The following is a 23,165-nucleotide window of genomic DNA, read 5'->3' on the forward strand; positions in this document are numbered from 1 at the left end:
GGCGATGTCGTTTCCGTGAGGCTTCTCCGGCAAACATCTCTGTCTTGGTTCGCCGATGTCCCATCCTGGCGACTAAATTGCAGCTATCCGCAGTGACGGGAATGGCCCGCGAGCGGGATCAGGCGATTTCGAGCGAGTGCTTGAAGTAAGCGATCGTCTCCTTCAGCCCGTCTTCGAGCGCAACCTTCGGCTCCCAGTTCAGCACGGCCTTCGCCTTGGCGAGGTCGGGCTGGCGCTGACGCGGGTCGTCCTGCGGCAGCGGCTTGAACTCGAGCTTGGAGCGCGAGCCGGTGAGCTCGATGACCTTTTCGGCGAGCTCGCGAATCGTGAACTCGGAATTGTTGCCGAGATTGATCGGGCCGGTGACGTCTTCCCCAGTCACCATCAACCGCATGATGGCCTCGACGAGATCGTCGACATAGCAGAACGAGCGGGTCTGGCCGCCGTCGCCGAACACGCTGATCGGCTCGCCCTTCAGCGCCTGGACGATGAAGGACGAGACCACGCGACCGTCATTTGGCTGCATGCGCGGGCCGTAGGTGTTGAAGATGCGCGCGACCTTGATCGGCAGGCTGTGCTGGCGCCAGTAGTCGAAGAACAGCGTTTCGGCGCAGCGCTTGCCCTCGTCGTAGCAGGAACGGATGCCGATCGGGTTGACGTTGCCCCAGTAATCCTCGGTCTGCGGGTGGATCAGCGGATCGCCATAGACCTCGCTGGTCGAAGCCTGGAAGATGCGCGCCTTGAGGCGCTTGGCGAGTCCCAGCATGTTGATGGCGCCGTGCACCGAGGTCTTGGTGGTCTGCACGGGATCGCGCTGGTAGTGGATCGGTGAGGCCGGACAGGCCAGGTTGAAGATCGCATCGACCTCGATGTAGAGCGGGAAGGTGACGTCGTGCCGGACCGCCTCGAACAGCGGATTTGCGATCAGATGGGCGATGTTGCGTCGGCTGCCGGTGAAATAATTGTCCGCGGACACCACCTCGGCGCCGGCATCCAGCAGCCGCTCGCAGAGGTGCGAACCGATGAACCCGGCGCCCCCGGTCACGAGGATGCGGCTGTTCCTGTAGTTTTCAAACGGCATGATCGGTTCCAGATTGTCCGCGGGGAGCAGGCTGAGTGGTATCGGCAACGGCCGGACTCGCCAATAGCGAAATGGGTTTGGATGGAGGTGTTATAGCACCCCTACTGTGCATGGGTTGTTTTGGCATTTCTTTCCAGCCGGGTCCCGCCATACCTCTAGAATTCCCGCCGTTTCAGCCAGGCCCGCGCCCCCCAATGGGCAAAGCACCAGGCGGACCGGGGCAAGGAGAGCTGCTCGACGTTGCGATAGATTTGCCAGACCCATTTGGCCGAGCGCAGCGGACGACTGGAGACCGAGGAGCCTCTGACCCGGTAACGGGCCAGATCCTCGTTGAGGCCGTGTGCGGTATGGCCGCGCTTGAGGATCGAGAGCCACAGGCAGAAATCGTCGTAGCCCTCGTTCTTCATAGCGACGGGACCTGCGATCTCGCGGTCGACCATCGCGGTCAGCGTCGCGATCGCAGTGTTCTTCAGGAGCTGCCCATAGGCGAGCGAGGCCGGCACCTCGATCAGCCGGCCAGTCACCGTGTTGGTGTCGTTGATGCGGCGAAAGGCGGTGTAGCTGAGTGCGGCCTGCTTTGCCTTTGCGAAGGCGAGCTGCCGCTCGAGCTTCTCGGGCAGCCACAGATCGTCGCTGTCGAGGAAGGCGAGATAGCGGCCCTTCGCCTGGTCGATCGCGGCCTGTCGCGCCAGCGCCGGGCCGCCATTCTTCGCCTGCCGGATCAGCTTGACGCGCGGATCGCGCTCGCCGATGCCGGCGATGATTTGCGGGGTCTTGTCCGTCGAGCAGTCGTCGGCGATCAAGAGCTCCCAATCTGTGAATGTCTGGCTCTGCACCGAGCGGATCGTCTCCTCGATCAGGCCTTCGACGTTCCAGGATGGAGTGATGATCGAAACGAGCGGCATGACGGGTCCGTTCAGTTCGCGCGGTCAGGCGCGGCGATTGCGGTACGCAAGGAGGCCGCAAAGGTGTCGAGCAGCTTGGTGTCGCTGACATAGAGCTCGCCCGGATAAGACCGTCGCCAGGCCGACTCGAAATAGGGCGCGCCCTTGGCGGGATCGAACGGCCCGGCGGCGAGCGCCGCGCGCAACCGTGCGGGTACGTCGGCCAGACGATCGACCGCATAGACCAGCGGACAGGAGCGGTAGAATGCGTCGCCCATCACCACCACCGGCTTGCCGAGCAGTAGCGCTTCGGCGCCCGACTTGCTGTTGACGGAGACGACGGCAGCGGCGCGATCGAGCACCGTGTAATTGTTGGTCTGCGGCGGCAACAGCACGAAATTGTCGAACCGGTGCGCGAGCTCGAACAGGCGGGCGGCCGAGATTGCCCCGATCTGGGCAGGATGCTCCTTCACCACCAGCACATGCGAATCCGGGATCGTGCGCAGCAGGAAGTCGACGGTCGCGACCTGGTCGAGATAGTCCGGCGAGCGAAGCGTCAGCGCCATATCTGCCGGAACGTGGAACGGATAGTAGACGAAGGGCGTTTGGGGAAGCGGCTGGTAGAGCTTGCGCAACCGCGTCGCGTTAAGCGCCATCGCGGCATGCACCTGAGCGTGACGCAGATTGTGCCCGAATTCCTGGTGCTTGCCGAGCGCGAACTGGTCCCAGAGCTTTTCGACGAGACGATTGGCGTTGCGCAAATTGACGACCTTCTTGAAGGCCGCCGAATAATGATGCTGGTCCTTCTTGGGAATGACGATCGCGCGCTGCGTCAGCGTGTCGTCGAGATAGGCGCGGACCTCGGATGAAACCGTGTCCGCCGGCGTCGGCATCACGTCGGGCGCGCCGAGCGTGTCGGGCGTGAAATACATGCGGCCGCGAAAGAACGACGGCTCGATGAACCAGTTGCGGATGTTGCGGCGCCTTGCGGCGTAGAAGCTCGCGATCACCGAGAGAAAGCCGCCGAGCTCCTGCACCAGCTCCGCGTGCTTGCCTTGCCGCTCCAGCCGGTCGAGCACCGTCTCCATCGCGTTGGCGTAGATCATGAAGCGGCGGCGCAAGGCGGCGCTATCGCGGATCCCGAAGGTGAAGCGCTCATGGCTGAACAGGAAGTTCGTTCCGTCCAACCCGTAAGATGCGACGCGCGTATCGAAGGCGCCGCGATCGTCGGGCGAGGGGCCGGCCTTGAGGCCTTCGCGATACATGTTTGTGACCGGCACGCCCTCGGCTACGGACATCTCGGCACTGCGATCGTCGAAGGCAAGCAGCTCCACGTCATGGCCTGTCGCGCGCAAGCGTTGCGCCACCGGAATCCAGAACCGCGTCTGGTATTCGGCAAGCGTGGTGATGAGAATGGTCTTCGCAGATGCTGTCATGGCTCTATTGGGCGTGTTCGATCGCAATGCTCGCGAGCGGCAAGCCCGTCATCGCGCAATGTGCGCGCCTTGCCGTATATTGCGACGGGCTCGCCTGATCGTGCGCGGCGATGCGCTGAAGCAGAGGCTGGACGATGGACGGTGCGATCCGCTTGTCGCGACGGGCCGGATTGAACTGGCTGCGCAGCCGCTCGGTGACGGCCGAGCCGAGCGCCGCGCTGGCGGCGCCCTTGATGATCTGGCCGATGCTCGGCTTGTCGCGCGTGCCCTTCATGGTGGCAAGCAGCGATACGTAGGGCCGGCGCGCGTTCAGCGCGCGCGTCAGGACGTCGGCGACGCGTTCGGCGGCTTGCCCGTCGTTCAGGTGAAAGAATGCCTCGATATCGGCGGCGTGAACGCGGGCGAAATCGAAGGCCTCGGTCTCGCGCTCGATATGGTCGATGGCGCTAAGCAGCTCGTCGAACGAGGCGACCGGCCGGCTCACGCGTGCGGGCAGCGCGGCATGGCCGGCGGTCGTTGGCGTGTTCAGGTATTCGAGCTGGAGCGGGAGCTTGCCGAGCAGGACCGATTCCACGGCCGTTCCACAATTGAGATGAATGACGGCGGCCGCATTGCGGATGCGGTCGAGCACGCTGCCGGTGCCGTCGATCAGGACGTTGGCGTGGCGCGAGAGCGCGCTGCGGTAGACGTCTTCGCTCTCGAAGGGGTGCGGTCGCACGAGAATGTTGCGGTCGGGGCGCGCTGCGGCAAGCCGGTCGATCTCGCCGAGATAGCTCGCGAAGACCTGCTTCAGGTCCGCGATGAAGCGATCGACATAGGTGCCGTCCCAGCCGGCCCGCACCATCGCTTCGCGCTCGCCGCCCGGCCTGCCGGTGAAGCGTGAATTGACCAGCGGAAAGTTGGCGTTGACGAGCAGGTAGCCGCGCGGCTCGCCGTCGAGCAGCGTGCGCCAGCGTGGGGCTGCAAAGTCGAAGCGCGGGCATCCGGTAAGGTGAAGCTGCTCCGGCTTCATCGTTTCGGCGGCGAGAAAGGCGTCGTGCAGCTGGCTGCCCCAGAAGAAATAGCCCGTCAGGATGTCCGCGTAGCCGCTGCCCTTGATGTGGGCCGCCATCGCCGGTGGCGAATTGCCGCCTTTCTCGGCGAGCACGCCGCCCTCGGTATCGAGCACGTAAAGCGCGAGGCCCGCCTTGGCGAAGCTGCGCATCAGGTCGAGATTGACGGCACGTGCGTAGTTGACGACCAGTGCGTCCAGCCCGAGCCGCGGAACGTCGACGGCCTGCTCGTACATCGGCACCAGCATGACGGAGACGCCGCGCCGCGCGAGTTGATAAGCGAGCATGACTGCCCCAGGCAGGTCACGCTTGGGGTGATCGACCACCAGGCCTATGCGCAAGATGTGAGCTCCCGGCAGATCCGCGTCAGAGCCGCATTACTGCGCGCTCGAGCTCCGTCAGCGCGCCGGCCGCTCGGAAGCGCGGCGGCGGCTCGGGGAAGATGCGCGGCTGTTGGATGTAGGTTGCCGTGTAGAGGAGGCGGTTGTGATCCGACTGAATTCGGCTTCCCATATGCAGGCAGCGGGCCGTGTTCACAATGAAGGAAGACAGGCGCGGCGCGATCATTTCCTTGACCGCGTCAGGACCGGTCTTGGCGAACACCTGTGCGTCGCTCATGTGGCTCTTCAGCGTGTTGCGGAAAGGCCTCGACGGGCCGGCCGGGATGAACGTGAACGGACCGTCGGCCGTGTCCCTTACATCGGTGAGATAGATGAAGAGCTTGCACACGCGCTTGTCGTCGTGATCCAGATGCCACAGCTGAGAGTAACTCAGTGCTTGGTTCGGAGTGGGTTGCGACAGCGTCAGCAATACGTCCGACAATTGTGGCAGATCGTGCATGAAGTCGCCGATGATGCGCAGTGCAGCCGGTTGTAGGGCGTAGCGCACGAAAGGATGGTCGGTCGCGAATGCGCCGTTGACGAGGTCTTCGTCCAGCAGACTGACCCAGAAGGACTTATGCCCGAGCTGCTGCTTGCCGGTAAGTTCGTTCAGCCGGCTCACCTTGGCCTCGCCCACCGCAGCGACCGCTTCAGCGAGGCTGCGGTCCACGAGCTCGGACACGTCGACATACCCGTCCGCCGCCAGCTTGCGGCTCGCCTCGGACCATTCGGGCTTCGAGGGAAGCCGATTGAGGAGCTCGATGCGTTTGGCGCGCGCTGGCAACTGCAAGGTGGTCAGAGCTGCCTTTATCGCCCATCCAAGATCAGTGCGATTGACATGCCACAGGAGGCGACGGAATTGGCTGACCTTTGGCTTGCTCGGGGCGGGCCGATCAGTCGTCGTGTCGATGGCTGTCATGTGGGCTCCCAGCAATACAAAAAACCATCATTGTGGATCGTCGGCGCGAACGGCATTCGTTCGCGCGCCAGGACGCGGAGGCGGCCCTGCCGCTCGTAATCGTCGAGCGTCGAGAACAGCTGCGTCTGGTAGTCGACCGAACGGATGTAGAGGAAGCTGACGATATCTCGGGGGCTCGAGAGATTCAGTAGCTCCGTCGTCGGCTCGATGTTGATGACGCGCTTTGGCCTCGCAGCAATGATGTTGTCCACCACCTTGCGCACGTCATAAGGGATCTGCTCGATGCAGAAGTACGTGAAGACGACCTGATCCTTGATGGCGGGATAGTTCGGGTCGTTGCTGTCGGTCAGGTCGATTTTGTCGAGCGATATCCGGTCCGAAAGGCCAAAATGTGCTGCGATCTCCCGGCCCGCAGCAATGCCGTTCGGCGCGATGTCGAACCCGCGGAGCCTCCAGTCGGGATGACTGAGGTGAAGCGACAGCAGATTGATGCCGCAGCCCGCGCCGAGTTCGATGACCTCCGTGGCGCCACCAGTATGCCGTGCCAGCAGGTCGGCGAGGGCTCTGGCGCGATAGCGATAGTAGTCGTCAGCCGCGGTCCTGCAAATCTGATTGTCCACCTTGCGAAGACCCAGCGCGGGGTTCTTCTGTATCAGGAACTCGTCGACGTTGGCAGCCTTGGTCCATTTCTTTTCTGACAGCATCCGCTGCCAATGCGTCAGATTATACTCGGAATCGACGATGTCGGCCGTGCGCTTCACGCGGCGCAAGGCAAGACGGCCAATGCTCCTTGCTGCGTCGATAGCATAGCTCATGGCCTTGTCCGACAAAGACGCCGGAGCGAACCCTGGAGTGACCGCTTTCGTATCTGTCGCGTGGATGTTCATTCAACTGCTTTTGGATGTCAGTCCCATCAATTGCCCGACGGCGGGAAATACACTCCGGTGCCGCTTCTCCAGCACCAGGAAGTATTGGAGCACCCAGGTCACCAGACAGAAAACCATGGAACCGAGCGCGAGCTTTAGCACGCTGTCGAACCGAATGTAACCTGCAATTGTTGCTAGAAAAACGCTTGCCAGGAGGAGGATTGCGAACTGGGTTCCGATGATCTTCGCGAACTGATTGCGATCGAGCTCGAGTGCACTGCGCAACTCTCTCAACTGCAAGGGAAGCACGGCGATACTGCCGATGACCTGGCCAAGTATCAGGGCGCGTTCCGCGAACAAATGCAGTGTCGCGGCGGAGATCGCCGCCCAGATCAGAAGCTGAACGGCCACCAGCCGGTTGAGCTTGGCCTGCACCTCGGGCCGCGTCAGGAAGATCAGGCTGCCGGTTGCCACATATTGCGCGCAGATCGGAACCAGGAAGCTGAGGCCCATCCAGAACGCGTAGGGCGCAAGAAGCGGGCCGATCCAGACCTCCATGATTTGAGGCGAAAGGATAGCGGTGCTGGCGAGCGGCGGTACGACGAACATCGGCATCATGACGACGCCGAGGTCGCCGAGGCGCTGGAACGACGCGGCGCTGCCGCGCTCGTCGAGCCGACTGGCAACCGGAAGCAGAGCGGAAGTCAGGAGACTGACCACAACCTTGGAGAGCCGCGACAATCGTACCAGCGCGTCGTAGGTGCCGACGGCCCTGGGGCCGAACAGCAATCCGATCAGGAACGGTTGAAACGGTCCGGAAATGCCGCCCATCAGCTTGCCTTGCAGCAGCAGCAGGCAACGATGCAGAATGTCCTTTCGGATGTCCCGGGTCCAGGGCAGCAATCGCACGTGCTTGTGCCGCAGGGCGACGAAGGCGGCAATACCGATGACGACGGCGCGGGCCACCAGGGTGGCGAGATAGATGTAGGCGACCACCTCGAAGCCTGCCGCCGCCCACGATGCTGCGAATGTCAGGCCGACATAGGCCGCCGTCGACGTGACCTCGGCGGCGCGGAGCAGGTTGTAGCGCTCGAAGCCTTTGACAATGCCTTCCCACACCAGCGCCGGAACGAAGATCAGATTCGCGAGGGCCGTGTAATGCATGATGCGGGCGAACGTATCGAGGTGTGCGGCGTCAACTTTCATCGCGATGACGAACAGCGGCGTCGCGAGCCAGATCGCGGCGCTGAGGATCAAGGCAAGAGCGATGGAGGCCGCGCCCAGGAAGGCGATCTGGCGGCTGGCCTGGGTCCAGTTACGGTGCTCGCGCGCGCGCGCGACGACCTGGGTGGCGACTTCGGACAGGCCGAGGTCCAGCACCGCCATCATGCCGCTGGGAAGCAGAAGCCGCGAAATGACGATGAGACCGAACTCTGTCACGCCCCAGGTTCCGATGATCAGCGGAATGACTGCGAGGCCCAGCAAGGCGGCCACGCCGAAGGCAAACGCCGAAATCACCGTGTTCTGGATCAGGCGCTTGATCATTGGTGTTTCGTTACCAGGCGCTCAATCCGCCATCGACGGCGATGTTCTGCCCCGTCACGTAGGAGGCCGCGTCGGACACCAGGAACAGCATGGTCCCCACCATCTCATCCGCCCGCGCCATGCGGCCAAGCGGGACGCGAGCACCGTAGCGCGCCTTGAAGGTCTCGTTCTGGCCGCTCTCCACCCCGCCCGGGGTCAGCGTGTTGACCCGAACACCCTTCGCCGCCCAATAAGTCGCAAGGTGCTTGGTCAGGCCGATGACCCCGGCTTTGGACGCCGTATAGACGGCCGGCGTGTTGATGGCGCGGCCGAGATATTCGGAGCCCTCGTAGATGCGCTGGTCGGGCGCCATCAGGCCGTAGATCGAGGCGGTCTGCACGATGGCGCCGTAGCCGCGCTCCGCCATCCGGCCGCCGAACACTTGCGCGACGGTGAACATGCCGTCGAGATTGACCGACATGATCTCGCGCCAGGTATCCTGCGAGAACGCCTCGACCGGAGCGAAGAAGGCGTCCACATCGCGGGTCTTGCTGGCGGCGTTGTTGAGCAGGATCGAGACCGCGCCAAGGTCGGATTCGATCGCATCGGCCGTCTTGCGCACCGCATCGGGATTGGTGATGTCGCAACCGTAGCCCCTGGCCCGGACGGCATGGCGTGAGGCGACCTCGGCCGCCGCGGCGTCGGTCGCGGCCTGATCGAGATCCACGATCGCGACATTGGCGCCGAACTCGGCAAGCCCCTCGGCAAATCGACGTCCGAGAATGCCGCAGCCGCCGGTGACGACGGCCGTACGCCCGGTCAGATCGAACAGAGCCTTGAAGCTCGTGGTCATCGCTTGCGCCTCCTCAGGCCGGCACTCGTTGGCGGAGCAACAGTTCCACCAGCGCAAAATCGAGATCCGAATCGATGTCGATCGAACGCTCTTCCGGCATCTCGAACAGGCGCGTATCCGGATAGAACACCGCGGGGTGCTCCAGGAACGGTGCGACGCGCCAGACATAGATCGACGCGTTCATGTCGAAGCAGCGCGGGGCATCCTGCCGTCGGGTGATCGGCGGATTGGCGGATTTCGAGAGGCCGACGCTGCCGTCGGTGCGCTGCTCGACGAGGTTGAAATACGGCGAGCGCCGCGCCGGCGCACCGGTGATGACATTGCGCGCGCCGCTCTCGCGCAGCAACGCCACTGCACCGGTGATGTCCGAGGCCAGCCTGAGCGGGGAAGTGACGTCGAGATCGACGAAAATTTCCGGCGTCCGACCCATTTGCGCTATGGCCTGCTCGAGGCAGTGCCGGATCGCCGGCAGCTTCGGCGCGGTGTCGGTCGCCATCTCGTCGGGGCGTTTGACCGCGATATCGGCGCCGGCCTTCACCGCCGCATCGAGCAAGGCGTCCGAATCGCTGCTGAAGGCGATCGCGTCGAACAGGCCGGTCTCGCGCGCCTGCTCGATGCTCCACGCGAGCACGGGCCTACCCAGGAGATCGCGCGCGTTCTTGCCGACGACACCTTTCGAGCCGCCTCGCGCGCAGATGGTACAGACAAGGCTCATGGCGACACCCAGGTCTTGCTGCGCAACGCGCGCTCGCTGGCGTCGATCAGATGCATGACGCCGAGGGCCTCCGGCAGGGAGCAGGCCGGACTGGCGCCTTGCATCGCGGCGACATGCATGTCGCGGTAGGTCTGGTCGCGCTCGCTGGGAATCTCCCTTGCCTTGCCGTTGACGGCGAGGCGGCCGCCGACGAGATCGGCCTCGATGGTGTCGTCCTCGACATTGACGCGAATGCGGCGGACGCCCTGACGGTCGAGATAGTCCATGTGGACGTGGACGGACGGCGCCCGCTGCATATCGAGCAGCAGGTCAAGGTGGTCGTCGACGTCGATGTCGCGCGCACCGGAGGCGCCGCCAAGCGCAGCGACGCGATGCCATGGCCCGAACAGCCAGAGCAGATAGTCCAGCTCGTGGCTGAGATCCCGCAGCACGCCGCCCCCGGCATCAGCCGTGGCGGAGGCGGTTGTGCGGTGATCGCGGTCCGGTCGCCAGTCCCTGATGTCCTGGCCGACATAGGCGCCGACCGTGATCACGTCGCGTCCGCGCAGCATGTCCGCCAGCGCCGTCATCACTGGGTGAAAGCGCAGATTGTATCCGACGCTGACATGGGCAAACGGATATTTCGGGGCCGGTGCCGGCGTTGCGAAAAGCGGCTTTTCGACGAGGACATTGCCACGGAAGCCGGTTTGCGCCAGCTCTTGCAGATTGTCCGCATGGCGCGCCGTCTCGGTGGCAATCACCACGTAGTCCGGATGCGCCGCCGCAACGGCCTGCGCGATCGAACCGTAGTCGCCACCTTCGCGCCGGCTGACCGTTGCGACCCGAAGGCCGAGCTCGCGCAGGACGCGCGCATGCCTTGTGCCGATCGAGCCGAGGCCAACCACGACGGCTGTTGTCGAGATCACGGGAAGACCTCGTGAAACTCCGCATGCGCCTGCTCGAAATCCTCCAGCCGGCCGATGTCGAGCCAGTACTCGCGAATTGGATAGACCGCGACGCGTCCCTTGTCGGCGATCACGCGCTCGAGCACGGTCGGCATATCGATGCTGACGCCCCGCGTGACGTGGCGGAAGACCGACCTGCCGATCACATAGATGCCCGCACTGACGAACCAGCTCTCGGTCGGCTTCTCGCGAATGGTCTGGAGAAATCCGTCCGTGGTGGACACCACCCCATAGGGGACGTGCACCTTGTGCTCGCGGACAGCCATCGTCGCTTCTGCCGGCGCTCCGTTGTGGAAGTCGAGAAGCGCTCCGTAGTTGATCGTGGTGAGGATGTCGCCGTTGGTGACGATCATCGGCAGATCCGGCGGTGTTGCAAACAGCCCGAGCGCACCGGCAGTGCCGAGGCGCTCGGTCTCGTGCACGTACTGGATGTTGGCGCCAAAGGCGACGCCATCGGCAAAGTAATCCTTGATCGTCTGGGCCTTGTAGTTCACCGAAATGAAGATGTTGCCGAAGCCTTGCTGGACGACGTTGCGGACGATCGTCTCGAGCAGCGGGCGGCCGCCGACATTGAGCATCGGCTTCGGAACGTCGCGCGTCAGCGCACCCAGGCGCTCGCCGAGGCCGCCGGCCATGATCAGCACCGGATTCTGATACTGGCGCGGCTCGAGCAGCTCATCGAGCGTCTCGACCACGACGAGATGGCCGCCCTCGTCGACGAGCGGGAGCTGCTTGATCGACCTCTGCCGCATCAAATGCAGGCGATCCTCACGGGGCAAGGTCGCAGGGGCCGACACCGGCGTCCGGTTCATGATGTCGGTCGCAAGCCCGGTGAGGGCGATGCCGCGCAGCAGTCCGCGTCTGACGTCGCCGTCGGTGACCACGCCGAGCAGCCGGTTCTGGTCGTCGAGCACCAGCGCAATCTGGATGCTTCCGCTCTCGATCGCGGCAATGGCCTCGCCCACACTGGCCTGGGTACCGACGATGGCCTTGCGCCAGGATTTCATGGCAATTCTGCCTCGTACACGCCGGATTTGTGGGCAGCCCACGGCTGAGCCTGCTATATCGCGGCTGCGAGAGGCGGCGTCAACCCCGTCAGGGGACCCGGGCTTGTCCTTGTTAATTCAAGCGTTTTCAGGCGCAATCGGTCGGTTTGAAGCGCCCGGGCCCGGCCGCTAAGATCGGTGCAGCTCAGGGGAATCGCGATGGACGATCTGATCATCATCGGCGGCGGCGAACATGCCTTCATGGTCTACGAGGCAGCGCTTCTGTCGGGCCAGTTCAACGTCATCGGTTTCCTCGATCGCCAGCCGGGAACGTTGGGCGATGCGCGCTATCTCGGAACCGATGATGTTGCGCCGAACTATCCCGATGCCGCCTTCGTGGTCGGGGTCGGAACGATGCAGGCGGGGCCCGCGCGCCGGCAGATGATCGGCCGGCTGCAGCTGACGCGCTGGGCGTCGGTGATCCATCCGCGCGCGTTCGTCTCGCCGTCGGCAACGATCGGTCTGGGCTGCGTCATCATGCCGGGCGCGATCGTCAATGCGCGAAGCATGATCGGCCATCACTGCATCATCAATTCGGGCGCGGTCGTCGAGCACGACGTGCGCATTGGACACTACACCCATCTCTCGCCGGGAACGGTGGTCGGCGGTGGCGCCGAGATCGGCGACAATTGCTTCGTCGGGCTCGGCAGCCGTGTCCGCGATCACATTTCCATCGGCAACGATACGCTGGTCGCGATGGGCTCTGTCGTCACCGGCTCATGGCCGTCCGGCTCGGTGCTGCGCGGGGTTCCTGCCAAGCCTCGCCGCTAGACCGGATCATCCGGCTCGAGCGCCCGCGGTGCCGCGGTCCCGATCAGGGACCAGTACTCGATCGGCGACCGCCCCGTGCCCGGCCGCTTGGCGGTGATGTCGGCCGGGCCGATGATCTCGCCGGCCTTCAGTGCGCGTGCCGCCACGATGCTCTTGCGCGCGACCGGCACATTGCCGACCTCGGACTCCCTCGGTGCCTTAACGCCGTCGCCGAGCGCGGCCTCAACATTGCGGATGGCGCCGACCATCCGCTTGAAATCATCAGGTTCGAGCGAGGCCGCGTGGTCGGGACCGGGCGCGCTGCGATCCAGCGTCAGGTGCTTCTCGATGACCGCCGCGCCGAGCGCGACCGCGGCGACCGAAACCTCGAAACCGTCAGTGTGATCGGAATAGCCGACCGGAAGCTGGAACGCCGACCGCATCGTCGCCATCGCAGCGAGGTTCACATCGGCGATGGGGCAGGGATATTCGGTCGTGCAATGGAGCAGGCTGACGTGCCGCGCCAGCGCGGCGCGCGCTGCCGGATCGCGCCACGCCGCGCGGAAAGATGCGAGGCCCGCAGCATCGTTGCGCTGCGCGTAGCCGTGCGCCAATACGCCGAGGGCTTCCTCGATCTCGCTGAGCGTCGCCATGCCGGTCGAGAGGATCAGCGTCGCACCGGCCCTCGCTGCAGCGTGCAGCAGCGGGGCATTGGTGAGATCGCCCGATCCGATCTTGATGCGCGGCAGTTCGAGCGACAGCAGAAAGGCGAGTGAAGCGTCGTCGAAGGGTGTCGACAGGAACTCGATACCGCGCTCCTCGGCGCGCGCGATCAGTGTGTGATGTGCAGCCTGCGGCAGCTCGAGACGTTCCAGCATGGCGAGCTGGCTCTCGGCGGCGTCCGTCGTGCGCTGCTGGTAGCCGGCCTTCTTCGCCGCTCCGCCCGCCAGCGCCTTTGCATTGAAGGTCTGGAACTTGACGATGTCGGCACCGGCATCGGCCGCAGCATCGACGAGGGCCAGTGCCTTGTCCAGGCTGCCGTCGTGATTGACGCCGGCCTCCGCGATGATCAGCGTGTGTCTCGTCATGGCCGCGCTCCGTTTGCGGGAGCTTCGTAGAAGCCCTTCTTCAGGAGCTGGCCGAAATCCGGGATGGCCGCGATGATGTCGGCAAAGCGCCGGCTGGAATCGCCGTCGCCATAGGGATTGACGGTGTCCTTGCGGCCCCGCTCAAGCGCTTGCGAGATCGCCGCGGCGATCGCGCCGCGCTCGGGCGTGGCGTGAAATACCGAGTCGGCGCGCTCGCGCCCCTTCTGACGGTCGCCGATATCCACCGTCGGAACACCGAATGACGGCGCTTCGAGGATGCCGCTCGACGAATTGCCGATCACGACGTCCACCTGGCTCATCAGGCTGAGATAGCGGAGCTGCCCGAGCGACGCGACCGCGATCGTGTTCGGCCGGCCGGCCGCGAAGGCCTTGGTCCGGTCGTTCAGCGCGCGCCCTTCGGCATCGGCATTGGCGAGCGTGAAGATGAGGCGAAAGCCGGGATCGAGCCTCGACAGCGCCGCGAACAGCTCATCCAGCTCGGCCGCCGAGCGTCCGGCCTCGACCGTCACCGGATGGAACGTCACGAGCGCATTGCGCTCGCCGAGCGGCATCCCGATCGCGTTGCCGATGTCGTCGCGGTTCATCAGATCGAGATGCTTGATGGCGTCGATGCCGACCGAGCCGATGGTGTGGACACGGGTTGGGTGCTCGCCAAGCTGCATCAAGCGCCGCGTCGAGTCCTGATTGCTGGTGAAATGCAGATGCGACATCTTGCTGATGGCGTGGCGGACGGATTCGTCGACCGCGCCTTCGGTGACGTCGCCGCCGAACAGATGCGCCATCGGCAGCCGCATGAACATCGCGGCCTGGGCGGCCGCAAACATCTCGAAGCGGTCGCCGAGCACGACGACGAGATCCGGTTGCAGCCGCGTGAACGCGTCGGCAAAGCCGATCACGCCGAGCCCGACCGATTTTGCAACGCCCGCGCCGGTGTCGCTGGCAAGCAGCGTCTCGACGCGCTCGTCGACCTCGAAGCCCTCGTCGCGGATGGCGTTGAAGGTGTAGCCGAACTCGGGCGCGAGATGCATACCGGTGGCGATGAGCTGGAGCCTCAAGCCTGACGTCTCGCGGATCGCGCGCATCGGCCAGACCAGCAGCCCGAAATCGGCCCGGCTGCCGGTGACGAAGCAGATCTTTCGCGTGCCGCTATTCATCGCGGGCTCTGATGCTGGCGCTGCTCGGCAGGTTGATCAGGCGGCGCTCGATCGACTCGGCGGTGGCGAGATCGCCGCGCGGGCTGTCCGAGAACATCGGCAGGCGGTGCATCAGGGTCCAGGCCGGTCGCGCGCCGAAGCCGGCTTCGTTCAGCGCCGTCAGCAGGTCGTCCCGCCGTCCGGCATGGGCCTCGTCGAGCAGGATCGCGTTCAGCCAGTAATTGCTCGTGGTGCCCTCGGGCTCGCGCGAGAAGCTCACGCCAGGAACGTCCGCAAAGACGCGCTCATAGGCCGCAGCCAGCCGGCGCTTGCTTGCCAGGAAACCGTCGAGCTGCTCGAGCTGGGCGCAGCCGAGCGCGGCATTCAGGTTGGGCAGGCGGTAGTTGAAGCCGATCTCGTCGTGCACGAAGGCCCATTTGTGCGGCAGCTTCGCGGTGGTGGTGAGATGCTTGGCGCGGCGTCCGAGCTCCTCGTCGTTGGTGAGGATGGCGCCGCCGCCGCCTGTGGTGACGATCTTGTTGCCGTTGAAACTCAGCGCCGCGAGCCGCGCCTGCGATCCGACGGTGTGACCCTTGTAGGTCGAGCCCAAGGATTCCGCGGCGTCCTCCACCAGTGCGATGCCCCAGTCGCGGGCGATCGCGGCGATCTCGTCGAGCTCGACGGGATGCCCGAACGTGTGCATCGGCGAGATCGCAGCTATGCGGTGTCCGGTCTCGCGATTGACCGCGCCCTTTGGCGTTCGCTCGGCAATCCTCTCGAGCCGCGCGGCGAGGGCGCGCGGGTCCATGCCGAGCGTGGCGAAGGAGCTGTCGACGAAATGCGGCACCGCCCCGCAATAGGCGATCGCGTTCGTGGTCGCGATGAAGGTCAGCGCCGGCGAGATGACCTCGTCGCCAGGCTCGACGCCGGCGAGGCGGAAGCAGGCGTGCAATGCCGCCGTGCCGTTGACGACGGCGACCGCGCGTTTGGCGCCCGTCACCTCCTCCAGCATCCGCTCGAAGCGGTCGACGAACGGGCCGACCGAGGAGACGAAAGTGCTCTTGATGCATTCTTCGAGATAGGCGACCTCGTTGCCGGCAAACACCGGCTCGTGCAGGCCGAGGATGCCGTTGGGCGTGCCTGCGGCGCGCCGGACGGCATCGACCACGGCCTTCGGATCGAAGGTGCGCGTAGAGAGGTCGGATCTGGTCGCGGCCGTTCCCACAATTGCCTCAGACATTGTAGACGTCCGCCTTGTAGCGGCCGAGATTTACGGGATTGGTGAACCAGTTCACCGTCTTCACGATGCCCTGGCGCATGCCTTCGATCCCACCGAATTCCGGGGCCCAGCCGAGCTGCTGGCGCGCCTTGGAATTGTCGGCCCAGAGGCGCTCGACCTCGCTATTGGCGGGGCGCAGCCGCGCCTCGTCGGTCTCGATCTCGATCGTGGTCCCCATCACGTCGGCGATCATCTGCGCGGTGGCGCCGACCGAGATCTCGAAGCCGCTGCCGAGATTGATGGTCTGGCCGACGGTCTGCTCGGCCGGAGCGGTGAGTCCTGCGATCAGGCCGCGCGCGGTGTCGGTGACGAAGGAGAAGTCACGGGTCGGGCTGACGGCGCCGAGACGGATCCTGCGCTTGCCGGTCGCGATCTGGCTGATGATGGTAGGGATCACCGCGCGCGCCGATTGCCGCGGTCCATAGGTGTTGAACGGCCTGATCACCACGACCGGCAGGTCGAACGAGGCGTGGAACGATAGCGCCATCTGATCGGAGGCGATCTTCGAGGCCGAGTAGGGCGACTGGCCGACCAGCGGATGGCCCTCCTTGATCGGAACGGTCTGCGCCGTGCCATAGACCTCGCTGGTCGAGGTCTGCACGAAGCGCCGCACGCCGGCCATGCGCGCGGCCTGGAGCACGTTCACGGTGCCGCGCACATTGGTCTCGACATAGGAATCGGGCGCGACATAGGAGAAGGGAATCGCGATCAGCGCCGCCAGGTGCAGCACGTCGGTGCAGCCGCTTGCGGCTGCGATCATGAAATGCGGATCGCGGATGTCGCCGGCGACCACCTCCACGCACTTCATGATGTCGGCAGGAACGGTGTCCAGCCAGCCCCACGAGTTGAAGGAGTTGTAATAGACGATCGCCTTGACGCAGGCCCCGGCTTTCACCAGCTCCTCGACGACATGCGAACCGATGAAGCCATCGCTGCCGGTAACGAGGACGCGGGCGTCCCTCAGATCTGCCATGCCGGACCCCAAAAGGCGATTAAGCCAGTCTTCGCAACAAGATGGCGCTATAGCATACTGGCGGTCGCGCGCAACATAGCAGCGGTGCGAAAGCTGACAAATGCCCGGGAATGCAGCAGTTTTTGACGCGCCATCTAAGTGTTGCCGGCCGCGTTCAGGCGCGCTCTTACGAACGACTCGAGATTGCCGCCCTGGAACAAATGGCCGGGAAGTCCGGCAGCCTGCGCGGCCTCGAGGTCGCTCGGCTTGTCGCCGATCACCATGCTGCGCGCCATGTCGATGGGGAAACGCTGCGCCAGGTCGGCGATCATGCCCGGCGCCGGCTTGCGACGGTCGCTGACGCGGCAATAGCGGGCCACGGTTCCCTCGGGATGATCGGGGCAATATTCGAAGGCGTCGATATGCGCGCCGACGAGTGCCATCTGGTCCGCCATCCAGCGGTGCAGAGTGACGACGTGATGCTCCTCGTAATAGCCGCGCGCGACGCCGGATTGATTGGTGATGACGAAGGCGAAATGGCCGGCGTCGTTGACGGCCTTCACGGCCTCGCGTGCCCCGTCGATCCATTCGAGCTTGTGCGTCTCGAATGTGTAGCCGGAATCATGGTTGAGCACGCCGTCACGGTCGAAGAACACGGCGGGACGCCGCAGCTTCTCGCGCAGCTCGCGGTCGGCGCGCGCGAAATCGTCGGGGATGCCGATGTCGATGAAATAGCCGCGATAGGCGGTGCCGCGCAGCTCGCCGCGCGCGGCAAGGCCGGGAAACACGTCCTGTTCGAGGGAGGCGGGAAGCTTCGCGATATCGGCGAGAACGGACTTCTTGACGACGTAGATCCCGGCATTGACCGGCCCCGTGGCGCCCGCACCCGGGGCGATGAAATCGCGCACCACGCTGCCCTCGAGCGCGACGCGCCCGTAGCGGTCCCCGACGACGCCGTCGCGCAATGCCATGTGAATCCGACCGTCCCGCGCACGCGCGATCAGATCAAGCAGGTTGAAGTCGAACAGCGAGTCGCCGTTGAGCAGCAGGAAACGGTCGTGCAGCAGATCGCGCGCGTTCACGAGCGCGCCGCCGGTACCGAGCGGCTCGGTTTCGCGCGACACGACGATCTTTGCCCGGCCCCGCGCCGCTCCGGCGTAGTGGCTCTCGACGATGTCGGCCTTGTGGCCGGCAAGCAACAGGATCTCATCGAAGGCCTGATAGCGGGCGAGTTCATCGATCAGCGTGTCGAGAAACGGCCGGCCGCCGATCTCGAGCATCGGCTTCGGCACGGATTTGGTGCGTTCGCCAAGGCGGGTGCCGAGCCCACCGACGAGGATGACGGCTTGTCTCAGCATGATTTGTCCCTCCGATGGCATGAGTGATGCAACACGACGCGCATCAGAGGGGCGATCAGGCTGCAAGTATCTGCAAGCCGCTGATCTCCTTCGGCCGGCTGCAGAGTCGTGCGTACGACCGATTTTGCACCTGTTGCGATCATTTCGTTCACGGTGTCCAGACTGGAGAACAGATGGGCGGCCGGCGCGCCGTTGGTCGCCCGGACGATGCCGATCGTATACGGGTCCGAGAGGATGTAGGTTCTGGCGGAGCCAACTGTGCCGAGCTGGATCAGGAAGAACAGCAAGGTCAGGACAAATGTGATCGTCCACATCGCGAGATCTCTTGGATGGGGCCCGTCGCAGCAGCCGAGAATTGGCGATCTTCAATTTCCTTTCGGCAGGTCAGTCGGGCGGCCAACGATCAGGGAGCCTAGCGTGAACAGATCCTCCGGAGAGAAATTTCGAAAGCGCGGTGCCAACCGTTCCAGGATCTGCTGCTCAGGTGGCCGGCGGTCTGGTTGGTCGCTGAGAAGTTCAAACCCGGCCTCTCTGAACAGCTGCAGATATTCGCTATGGCGCAAACGATTGACGTATTGGAAGCGAGACTGGAAGGGCGCCCAATCCTCGTCGGAATAGGTCAGGAAATTGAATGAGCTGATGGACGGATCGAAGCCTTTGAAGTGATCGCCGTAATCGATTTGCATGAGGATAAGCCCGTCAGGGCGCATGATGCGTCGCAACTCCTTCAGGATCGCCGCGATGTCGCTCTTGGGAATGTGCTCGAGCGTTTCGACCGAGACCGCGCAGTCGATCGAACCGGCTGGCAGGCCTGTCGTTCGGGCATCGGCCGGTGCGCGGTAGTCGATGTGCCAGTAACGTTCGAGGTCCTCTACGGACTTCAAGTCGGGGTGGTCGGTCCCGCTCAGTCGAGAAATCACGGCTGCGTTGGCGCGGATCAGTTCCAGCTTGGCCAAGCGCTCGATGTCGACGGTGATGAAACGTCGCGCCCCATGTGCACTGAAGGCGAGAGGAATGATCAGATCCCGCCCGGCGCCGAACTCGTAAAAAGTCGAATCCCGTAACGGTCGGATGCTGTACCTGTCGTGGACGCCCAGCAGCCGCTGCGCAAGCGTATAGATGGACCTGACCTGTCGTTCGGGGCGCGGCAGCCGTCGTGTGACGTAGCGCTGCAGGGCGTAATGCAGGTCTTCGCCCCAGGGAATGTTCGACAATACGGAGAACGCCCGCGCCTTTGTTTGCCAGCGCACGTCAGCATTTCCTCGCCGGAATGGCCACGATCGGAGTGATGCTGACGAGCGGTGGTTGAAGCACGGTGTAGGTCCAAGAAAGGCCGATGTTCTGCCTGTTTGATGCAGATACCAACTCACATAGCTAGTTTCGGTCATACGGGAGCCGCAGCCCCAATGCAAGGACTGGAGCACAGAGATGGCGGCACTCGTTCCGGTAGCAAGAGCGCCCTCATGTCCAGCGGCCGCTTGGGCGACCAAGGCTTGAGCCTGACGAAAGTCGCGGGTCACCTTTGGTGGATCAGACGGCAGGACGGACCGAGGGCGGCCAGGGCCACAATGGTTCCTCGAGAATTTGGCACAGGAGCCGATTAATCAACCATAGATTGCTTAGTATGATGTCGACCGGGCGCCCCATTCACGGTATTGAGCTTTCCGTTCATATTGTGTCCGGGACAAGAGTACATGCCCATGATCGAGCGTGCGCCCCAAGCTTCAGTTCGTCCGCAGCTTGCGAGGTGGTCCGATGTCGCTATCCGAACAGTACGGAAGCATTGGGTTCTTTCGCTCGCCATCGGAGCCATGTTGTTGGCTGCTCTCGGTTCCCTGGACGTCGGCCGAAAGGTGGAATCCTGGACCGCAAGCGCGACGATTGCACTTGGTACAATGCCCAGCCTTGACGGCCTTCTCGGCCGGTCTGCGATGACCGTCGAACGCGTAGAGAGTGCCCGTGAGCTGGTGACACGGATCGGAGGGATTCAGTTCCAAGACAGCGTACTTGCCGATGCTCGCAAGGCACTTCACGACCGCCGGGGGGCGTTCGCCGGAGCTTCGTTGCGCGGGATCGTCATAGACGATTCCATCATCCGTCTGGAGGCAAGTTCCGCCTCGAAGGAGGAGGCGCTGATCCTGCTTCAACAGGCCGTTGCCGCAATCCAAGCCGTTCATCAGAAATTGCTTGAACCCAGAATGGAATTGTTGCGTTCCGTGCGCGACAGCCTTCAAGATGCAAAGGTGCGCCTGAGCGATTCGCTCAAGAAGGGCGACATATACGTTACGCCGGCTCGGCCGGATGGCACGGCCTTGATGTCGAGCCCCGGGGGCTCAGTTGATGGAATTCTCAACGTCGAAACGCGCATTGCGTTACTGACCTATAGCGAGCGCACCGTGAGGATGACAGGCCTGCAGGATGGATCATCTCCTGTGATGGAAGGCCCCAGGGAGGTCAATCTCGTGCAAAGAGCCATTCTGGCGGGCTTGGGCATCGTCCTCTTCATTGGCCTTTTGACTTTCCTTCTGAAGCGATCGGTCCGCGTCGGGTAGAGCTGGCCATGACCCTTTTGGCTGGTGTCTCGATACTGCTCTTCATCGTTTGGTTGTTGCGCTTCAGATCGACAATTTTCCTGTGCCTCGCCTTTCTTTTGTTTACCTTCGTGTGGCGGACGATCTCCTCGTTCTACATCGATCTCTCGGGGCCAATCCTTTCGTCCCAGCTTCAGATGTTCATTGGTCCCGGCGTCATGACTGTGTTCCAGTCGATCGCCTATTTTCTGACGCTTCTTCCATTCCTCTGGGTTTTCAATGCGCAGGCGCTGGATGATTGGGCTCGGTCGGCTCCAGTTCCCGAGCCGCATCCGAGCCAATCTCAACTGACTCTGTCGGACGTCACATTCTACGTGTCGGTCCTTTTCTTGATCCTGCTTTTCGGCGCTCTGATCCAGGGGGGCGTCATTCCACTGTTCGCCAAGATCGAGCGTTGGACCTTCAACGAGCAGGCCAATTTTCTTCATCGCTTGGTGATCGAGCGAGGCGACATGGTCTGCTTCTGGTGGGGGACCATGTTCGTCGCTGAGTGGTTGCGACGGCGGCGATACGATTATCGCTTTCTGGTTTTGCTGGCTGCAATGATCTTCTACATGTTTCTCGTAGGCGGGCGCTTCTCGCCCTTCTACCGATATTGTGGATTCTTTATCATACCGTTCTCGGCGGCTTTGCTCGTTCAGGCGCGAGGCTTTGCAGGCGGACGTTCGTTAAGCTTGCTGCCTCGGATCGCCGATCGCCGCATCGTGCTGGCGGGCACCGGCATCATAGCGGCGACGGTCGCGATGATTGCATTCGCGCTCTACTGGAATCTGACCAGGGTCAGAGGATACGAAGGAGAGGCCGCGCGGGGCGCTTTCGTGGAGCGCGCTCTCGTGCAGCCGTCAGAGATAGGATGGGCGTCCTATCAGCGTGTTCTGGTCAACGGAGATTGGGATGCACGCCGTGCCTTCGATGCCCTGTTCGCGCGTCCCATCGTTGCGGGACGAAACACGACACCGCAGTTCCTGATGTCCGAAACGATCGGTGAGCCACGGACGACGGAGCACATCACGGGCGGGTTTCAATTCGCAGGTGGATTTCCTGAAATCTTTTTCGAGCTGTTTGGTCCCTATTTGAGCTGGTTCTTTCTGCTGGGAGCCGGCTGGCTCACGGCGCTCATTTCCGCGATCATGATCCGCTCAATCGTTGCCGGGCGATATCTGACGGCAATGCTGTCGTTCTATGTGCTGTATGGCTTCTACGTCATGTACATCGGGGGCATGCTGAACTTTGCGGCGACGCCGACATATTGGATCAAAATTGCCGCGCTGTTCGCCGCGATCATTCTGGAGGAGCGTTGGCAGATGTTGGGCCGTCCCGTTCTCCCGTGGGTGCTCGCCGACAAAACTCGCTTGTTTCGCCGCTCTGCGGTTTCCAAAGTTTAGGAGCTACGTCCGGCGAGCAGCGCAGAGCGGTGTCGCTCTCGTCGTGAGCGGCGCGCCGCGGCTACCACACGCTTCGACCGCCATCCATCACCAGGTTCTGCCCGGTCATGTAGCTCGAGGCATCCGAGCACAGGAACTGCACCGCGGCGCGGTACTCGTCGACCTCGGCCATGCGGCCCATCGGGATCAGGCGCGTCAGTCGCTCGACGAAGGCCGGATCCTGGTTGTTGAAGACCCCGCCCGGCGAGATCGCGTTGACGCGGACGCCGTGATCGGCCCAGTACGTCGCCAGATATTTCGTCAGCCCGATCAAGCCGTGCTTGATCACGGAGTAGGTCACCGGCTTCACCGGCTGCTCCTCCTCGCGCGTCACCTGCGGTTGGCGATAGAGCCGCTGGTCCGGCGCGATCACGCCGAGATCGGAGGCGATGTTGAGGATCACACCGCGGCCCCGCGATGCCATCGCGCCGCCGAACACCTGCGCGCACAGCATCGCGCCGGTGAGGCCCACGGCGATCTCGGTCTGCCATTGCGGTACCGGAAACGCCTCGAAGCGGGAGGAATGCATCACGCCGGGTGCGGAGGTCACCTTGGGATCGATGGCCGCGTTGTTGACGAGGATGTCGACGGAGACGCCGCGGCCGGAAAGCTGCTCGTGCGCAGCGCGCACCGAATCGAGTGTGGTGACGTCGATCGCAAGCGCGATCAGGTCGGCGGACGGCGCATTCTGCTTGAGTGCGGCAACGGCGGCTTCGGCCTGCGCAAGTCCGACGTCGGTGACGACGACGCGCGCGCCGGCCTCGGAGAGCGCGGCGACATGCTGCCGGCCGAGCAGGCCGCCTGCACCGGTCACGAGAGCGGTGCGGCCGGTCAGGTCATAGCGTGAGGACGGGCTTGCCATCGGGAGC

General features: G+C 63.8%; 22 protein-coding genes. 3 read left to right on the forward strand and 19 right to left on the reverse strand.

The window, feature by feature from the left end:
• Positions 1-118 precede the first annotated feature (118 nt).
• The 11 genes from I6F31_RS11970 to I6F31_RS12020 all read right to left on the reverse strand — a co-directional run bounded on the left by I6F31_RS11970 (position 119) and on the right by I6F31_RS12020 (position 11,661).
• A complete protein-coding gene (locus I6F31_RS11970; protein ID WP_036007439.1) occupies positions 119-1,081 on the reverse strand; it encodes a UDP-glucuronic acid decarboxylase family protein in 963 nt (320 codons plus the stop codon).
• Between the two features lie 155 nt (positions 1,082-1,236).
• The gene (locus I6F31_RS11975; RefSeq protein WP_036007432.1) at positions 1,237-1,986 is read right to left on the reverse strand and encodes a glycosyltransferase family 2 protein; all 750 of its coding nucleotides are present in this window, start codon (positions 1,984-1,986) and stop codon (positions 1,237-1,239) included.
• Positions 1,987-1,997: 11 nt separating this feature from the next.
• Entirely contained in the window at positions 1,998-3,401 is a 1,404-nt protein-coding gene (locus tag I6F31_RS11980; protein WP_225185442.1) for a capsule biosynthesis protein, read from the reverse strand.
• A 4-nt stretch (positions 3,402-3,405) separates the two neighbouring features.
• Entirely contained in the window at positions 3,406-4,794 is a 1,389-nt protein-coding gene (locus tag I6F31_RS11985) for a surface carbohydrate biosynthesis protein (protein ID WP_225185443.1), read from the reverse strand.
• A gap of 25 nt (positions 4,795-4,819) precedes the next feature.
• Complete coding sequence (locus I6F31_RS11990) at positions 4,820-5,752, reverse strand: hypothetical protein (RefSeq protein WP_050996163.1); 933 nt, start codon at positions 5,750-5,752, stop codon at positions 4,820-4,822.
• Positions 5,749-6,639, reverse strand: a complete 891-nt coding sequence (locus I6F31_RS11995) for a class I SAM-dependent methyltransferase (protein WP_057028697.1) — start codon at positions 6,637-6,639, stop codon at positions 5,749-5,751. The genes I6F31_RS11990 and I6F31_RS11995 overlap by 4 nt, the downstream gene beginning before the upstream one ends.
• On the reverse strand, positions 6,640-8,163 hold the full coding sequence (locus tag I6F31_RS12000; RefSeq protein WP_225185444.1) for a hypothetical protein: 1,524 nt from the start codon (positions 8,161-8,163) through the stop codon (positions 6,640-6,642).
• Between the two features lie 10 nt (positions 8,164-8,173).
• Entirely contained in the window at positions 8,174-8,995 is an 822-nt protein-coding gene (locus I6F31_RS12005) for an SDR family oxidoreductase (protein ID WP_225148253.1), read from the reverse strand.
• 13 nt (positions 8,996-9,008) lie between these two features.
• A complete protein-coding gene (locus I6F31_RS12010; protein WP_225148254.1) occupies positions 9,009-9,710 on the reverse strand; it encodes an acylneuraminate cytidylyltransferase family protein in 702 nt (233 codons plus the stop codon).
• Entirely contained in the window at positions 9,707-10,615 is a 909-nt protein-coding gene (locus tag I6F31_RS12015; RefSeq protein ID WP_225152453.1) for a Gfo/Idh/MocA family oxidoreductase, read from the reverse strand. Before I6F31_RS12015 ends, I6F31_RS12010 begins: the two co-directional genes overlap by 4 nt.
• The gene (locus I6F31_RS12020) at positions 10,612-11,661 is read right to left on the reverse strand and encodes a nucleotidyltransferase family protein (protein ID WP_036007417.1); all 1,050 of its coding nucleotides are present in this window, start codon (positions 11,659-11,661) and stop codon (positions 10,612-10,614) included. The genes I6F31_RS12015 and I6F31_RS12020 overlap by 4 nt, the downstream gene beginning before the upstream one ends.
• A 198-nt stretch (positions 11,662-11,859) precedes the next feature.
• Here I6F31_RS12020 and I6F31_RS12025 point away from each other — a divergent pair, with 198 nt between their 5' ends.
• Positions 11,860-12,471 carry an acetyltransferase gene (locus I6F31_RS12025; protein ID WP_036029839.1) on the forward strand — a complete coding sequence of 204 codons (612 nt, stop codon included), beginning with the start codon at positions 11,860-11,862 and terminating at the stop codon, positions 12,469-12,471.
• Here I6F31_RS12025 and neuB read toward each other — a convergent pair.
• The 7 genes from neuB to I6F31_RS12060 form a co-directional block, all read right to left on the reverse strand.
• Positions 12,468-13,538: an N-acetylneuraminate synthase gene (gene neuB / locus I6F31_RS12030; RefSeq protein WP_036007413.1), complete on the reverse strand. Its 1,071-nt coding sequence runs from the start codon at positions 13,536-13,538 to the stop codon at positions 12,468-12,470. The genes I6F31_RS12025 and neuB overlap by 4 nt on opposite strands.
• Positions 13,535-14,713 carry a UDP-N-acetylglucosamine 2-epimerase gene (gene neuC, locus I6F31_RS12035; RefSeq protein WP_225148256.1) on the reverse strand — a complete coding sequence of 393 codons (1,179 nt, stop codon included), beginning with the start codon at positions 14,711-14,713 and terminating at the stop codon, positions 13,535-13,537. The genes neuB and neuC overlap by 4 nt, the downstream gene beginning before the upstream one ends.
• On the reverse strand, positions 14,706-15,932 hold the full coding sequence (locus I6F31_RS12040) for a LegC family aminotransferase (RefSeq protein ID WP_225185445.1): 1,227 nt from the start codon (positions 15,930-15,932) through the stop codon (positions 14,706-14,708). Before I6F31_RS12040 ends, neuC begins: the two co-directional genes overlap by 8 nt.
• Complete coding sequence (locus I6F31_RS12045; RefSeq protein ID WP_225148257.1) at positions 15,925-16,944, reverse strand: NAD-dependent 4,6-dehydratase LegB; 1,020 nt, start codon at positions 16,942-16,944, stop codon at positions 15,925-15,927. Before I6F31_RS12045 ends, I6F31_RS12040 begins: the two co-directional genes overlap by 8 nt.
• Before the next feature lie 134 nt (positions 16,945-17,078).
• Positions 17,079-18,281: an HAD-IIIA family hydrolase gene (locus I6F31_RS12050; RefSeq protein ID WP_225148258.1), complete on the reverse strand. Its 1,203-nt coding sequence runs from the start codon at positions 18,279-18,281 to the stop codon at positions 17,079-17,081.
• Complete coding sequence (locus I6F31_RS12055) at positions 18,275-18,595, reverse strand: hypothetical protein (protein ID WP_036029851.1); 321 nt, start codon at positions 18,593-18,595, stop codon at positions 18,275-18,277. The genes I6F31_RS12050 and I6F31_RS12055 overlap by 7 nt, the downstream gene beginning before the upstream one ends.
• A 51-nt stretch (positions 18,596-18,646) precedes the next feature.
• Positions 18,647-19,531, reverse strand: coding sequence for a class I SAM-dependent methyltransferase (locus tag I6F31_RS12060; protein WP_057028706.1), 885 nt, complete (start codon positions 19,529-19,531; stop codon positions 18,647-18,649).
• A gap of 444 nt (positions 19,532-19,975) precedes the next feature.
• On the opposite strand from I6F31_RS12060, the gene I6F31_RS12065 reads away from it, so the two are divergent.
• Together I6F31_RS12065 and I6F31_RS12070 are read left to right on the forward strand one after the other, a co-directional pair.
• Positions 19,976-20,833, forward strand: a complete 858-nt coding sequence (locus I6F31_RS12065; protein WP_157784013.1) for a hypothetical protein — start codon at positions 19,976-19,978, stop codon at positions 20,831-20,833.
• An 8-nt stretch (positions 20,834-20,841) separates the two neighbouring features.
• On the forward strand, positions 20,842-22,257 hold the full coding sequence (locus I6F31_RS12070; protein ID WP_225185446.1) for a DUF6418 domain-containing protein: 1,416 nt from the start codon (positions 20,842-20,844) through the stop codon (positions 22,255-22,257).
• A 61-nt stretch (positions 22,258-22,318) separates the two neighbouring features.
• On the opposite strand, the gene I6F31_RS12075 is transcribed toward I6F31_RS12070, so the two are convergent.
• The gene (locus I6F31_RS12075) at positions 22,319-23,158 is read right to left on the reverse strand and encodes an SDR family oxidoreductase (protein ID WP_036007397.1); all 840 of its coding nucleotides are present in this window, start codon (positions 23,156-23,158) and stop codon (positions 22,319-22,321) included.
• Positions 23,159-23,165 lie beyond the last annotated feature (7 nt).

The organism is Bradyrhizobium sp. NBAIM01, from assembly GCF_020194115.1.
Lineage (GTDB): Bacteria > Pseudomonadota > Alphaproteobacteria > Rhizobiales > Xanthobacteraceae > Bradyrhizobium > Bradyrhizobium yuanmingense.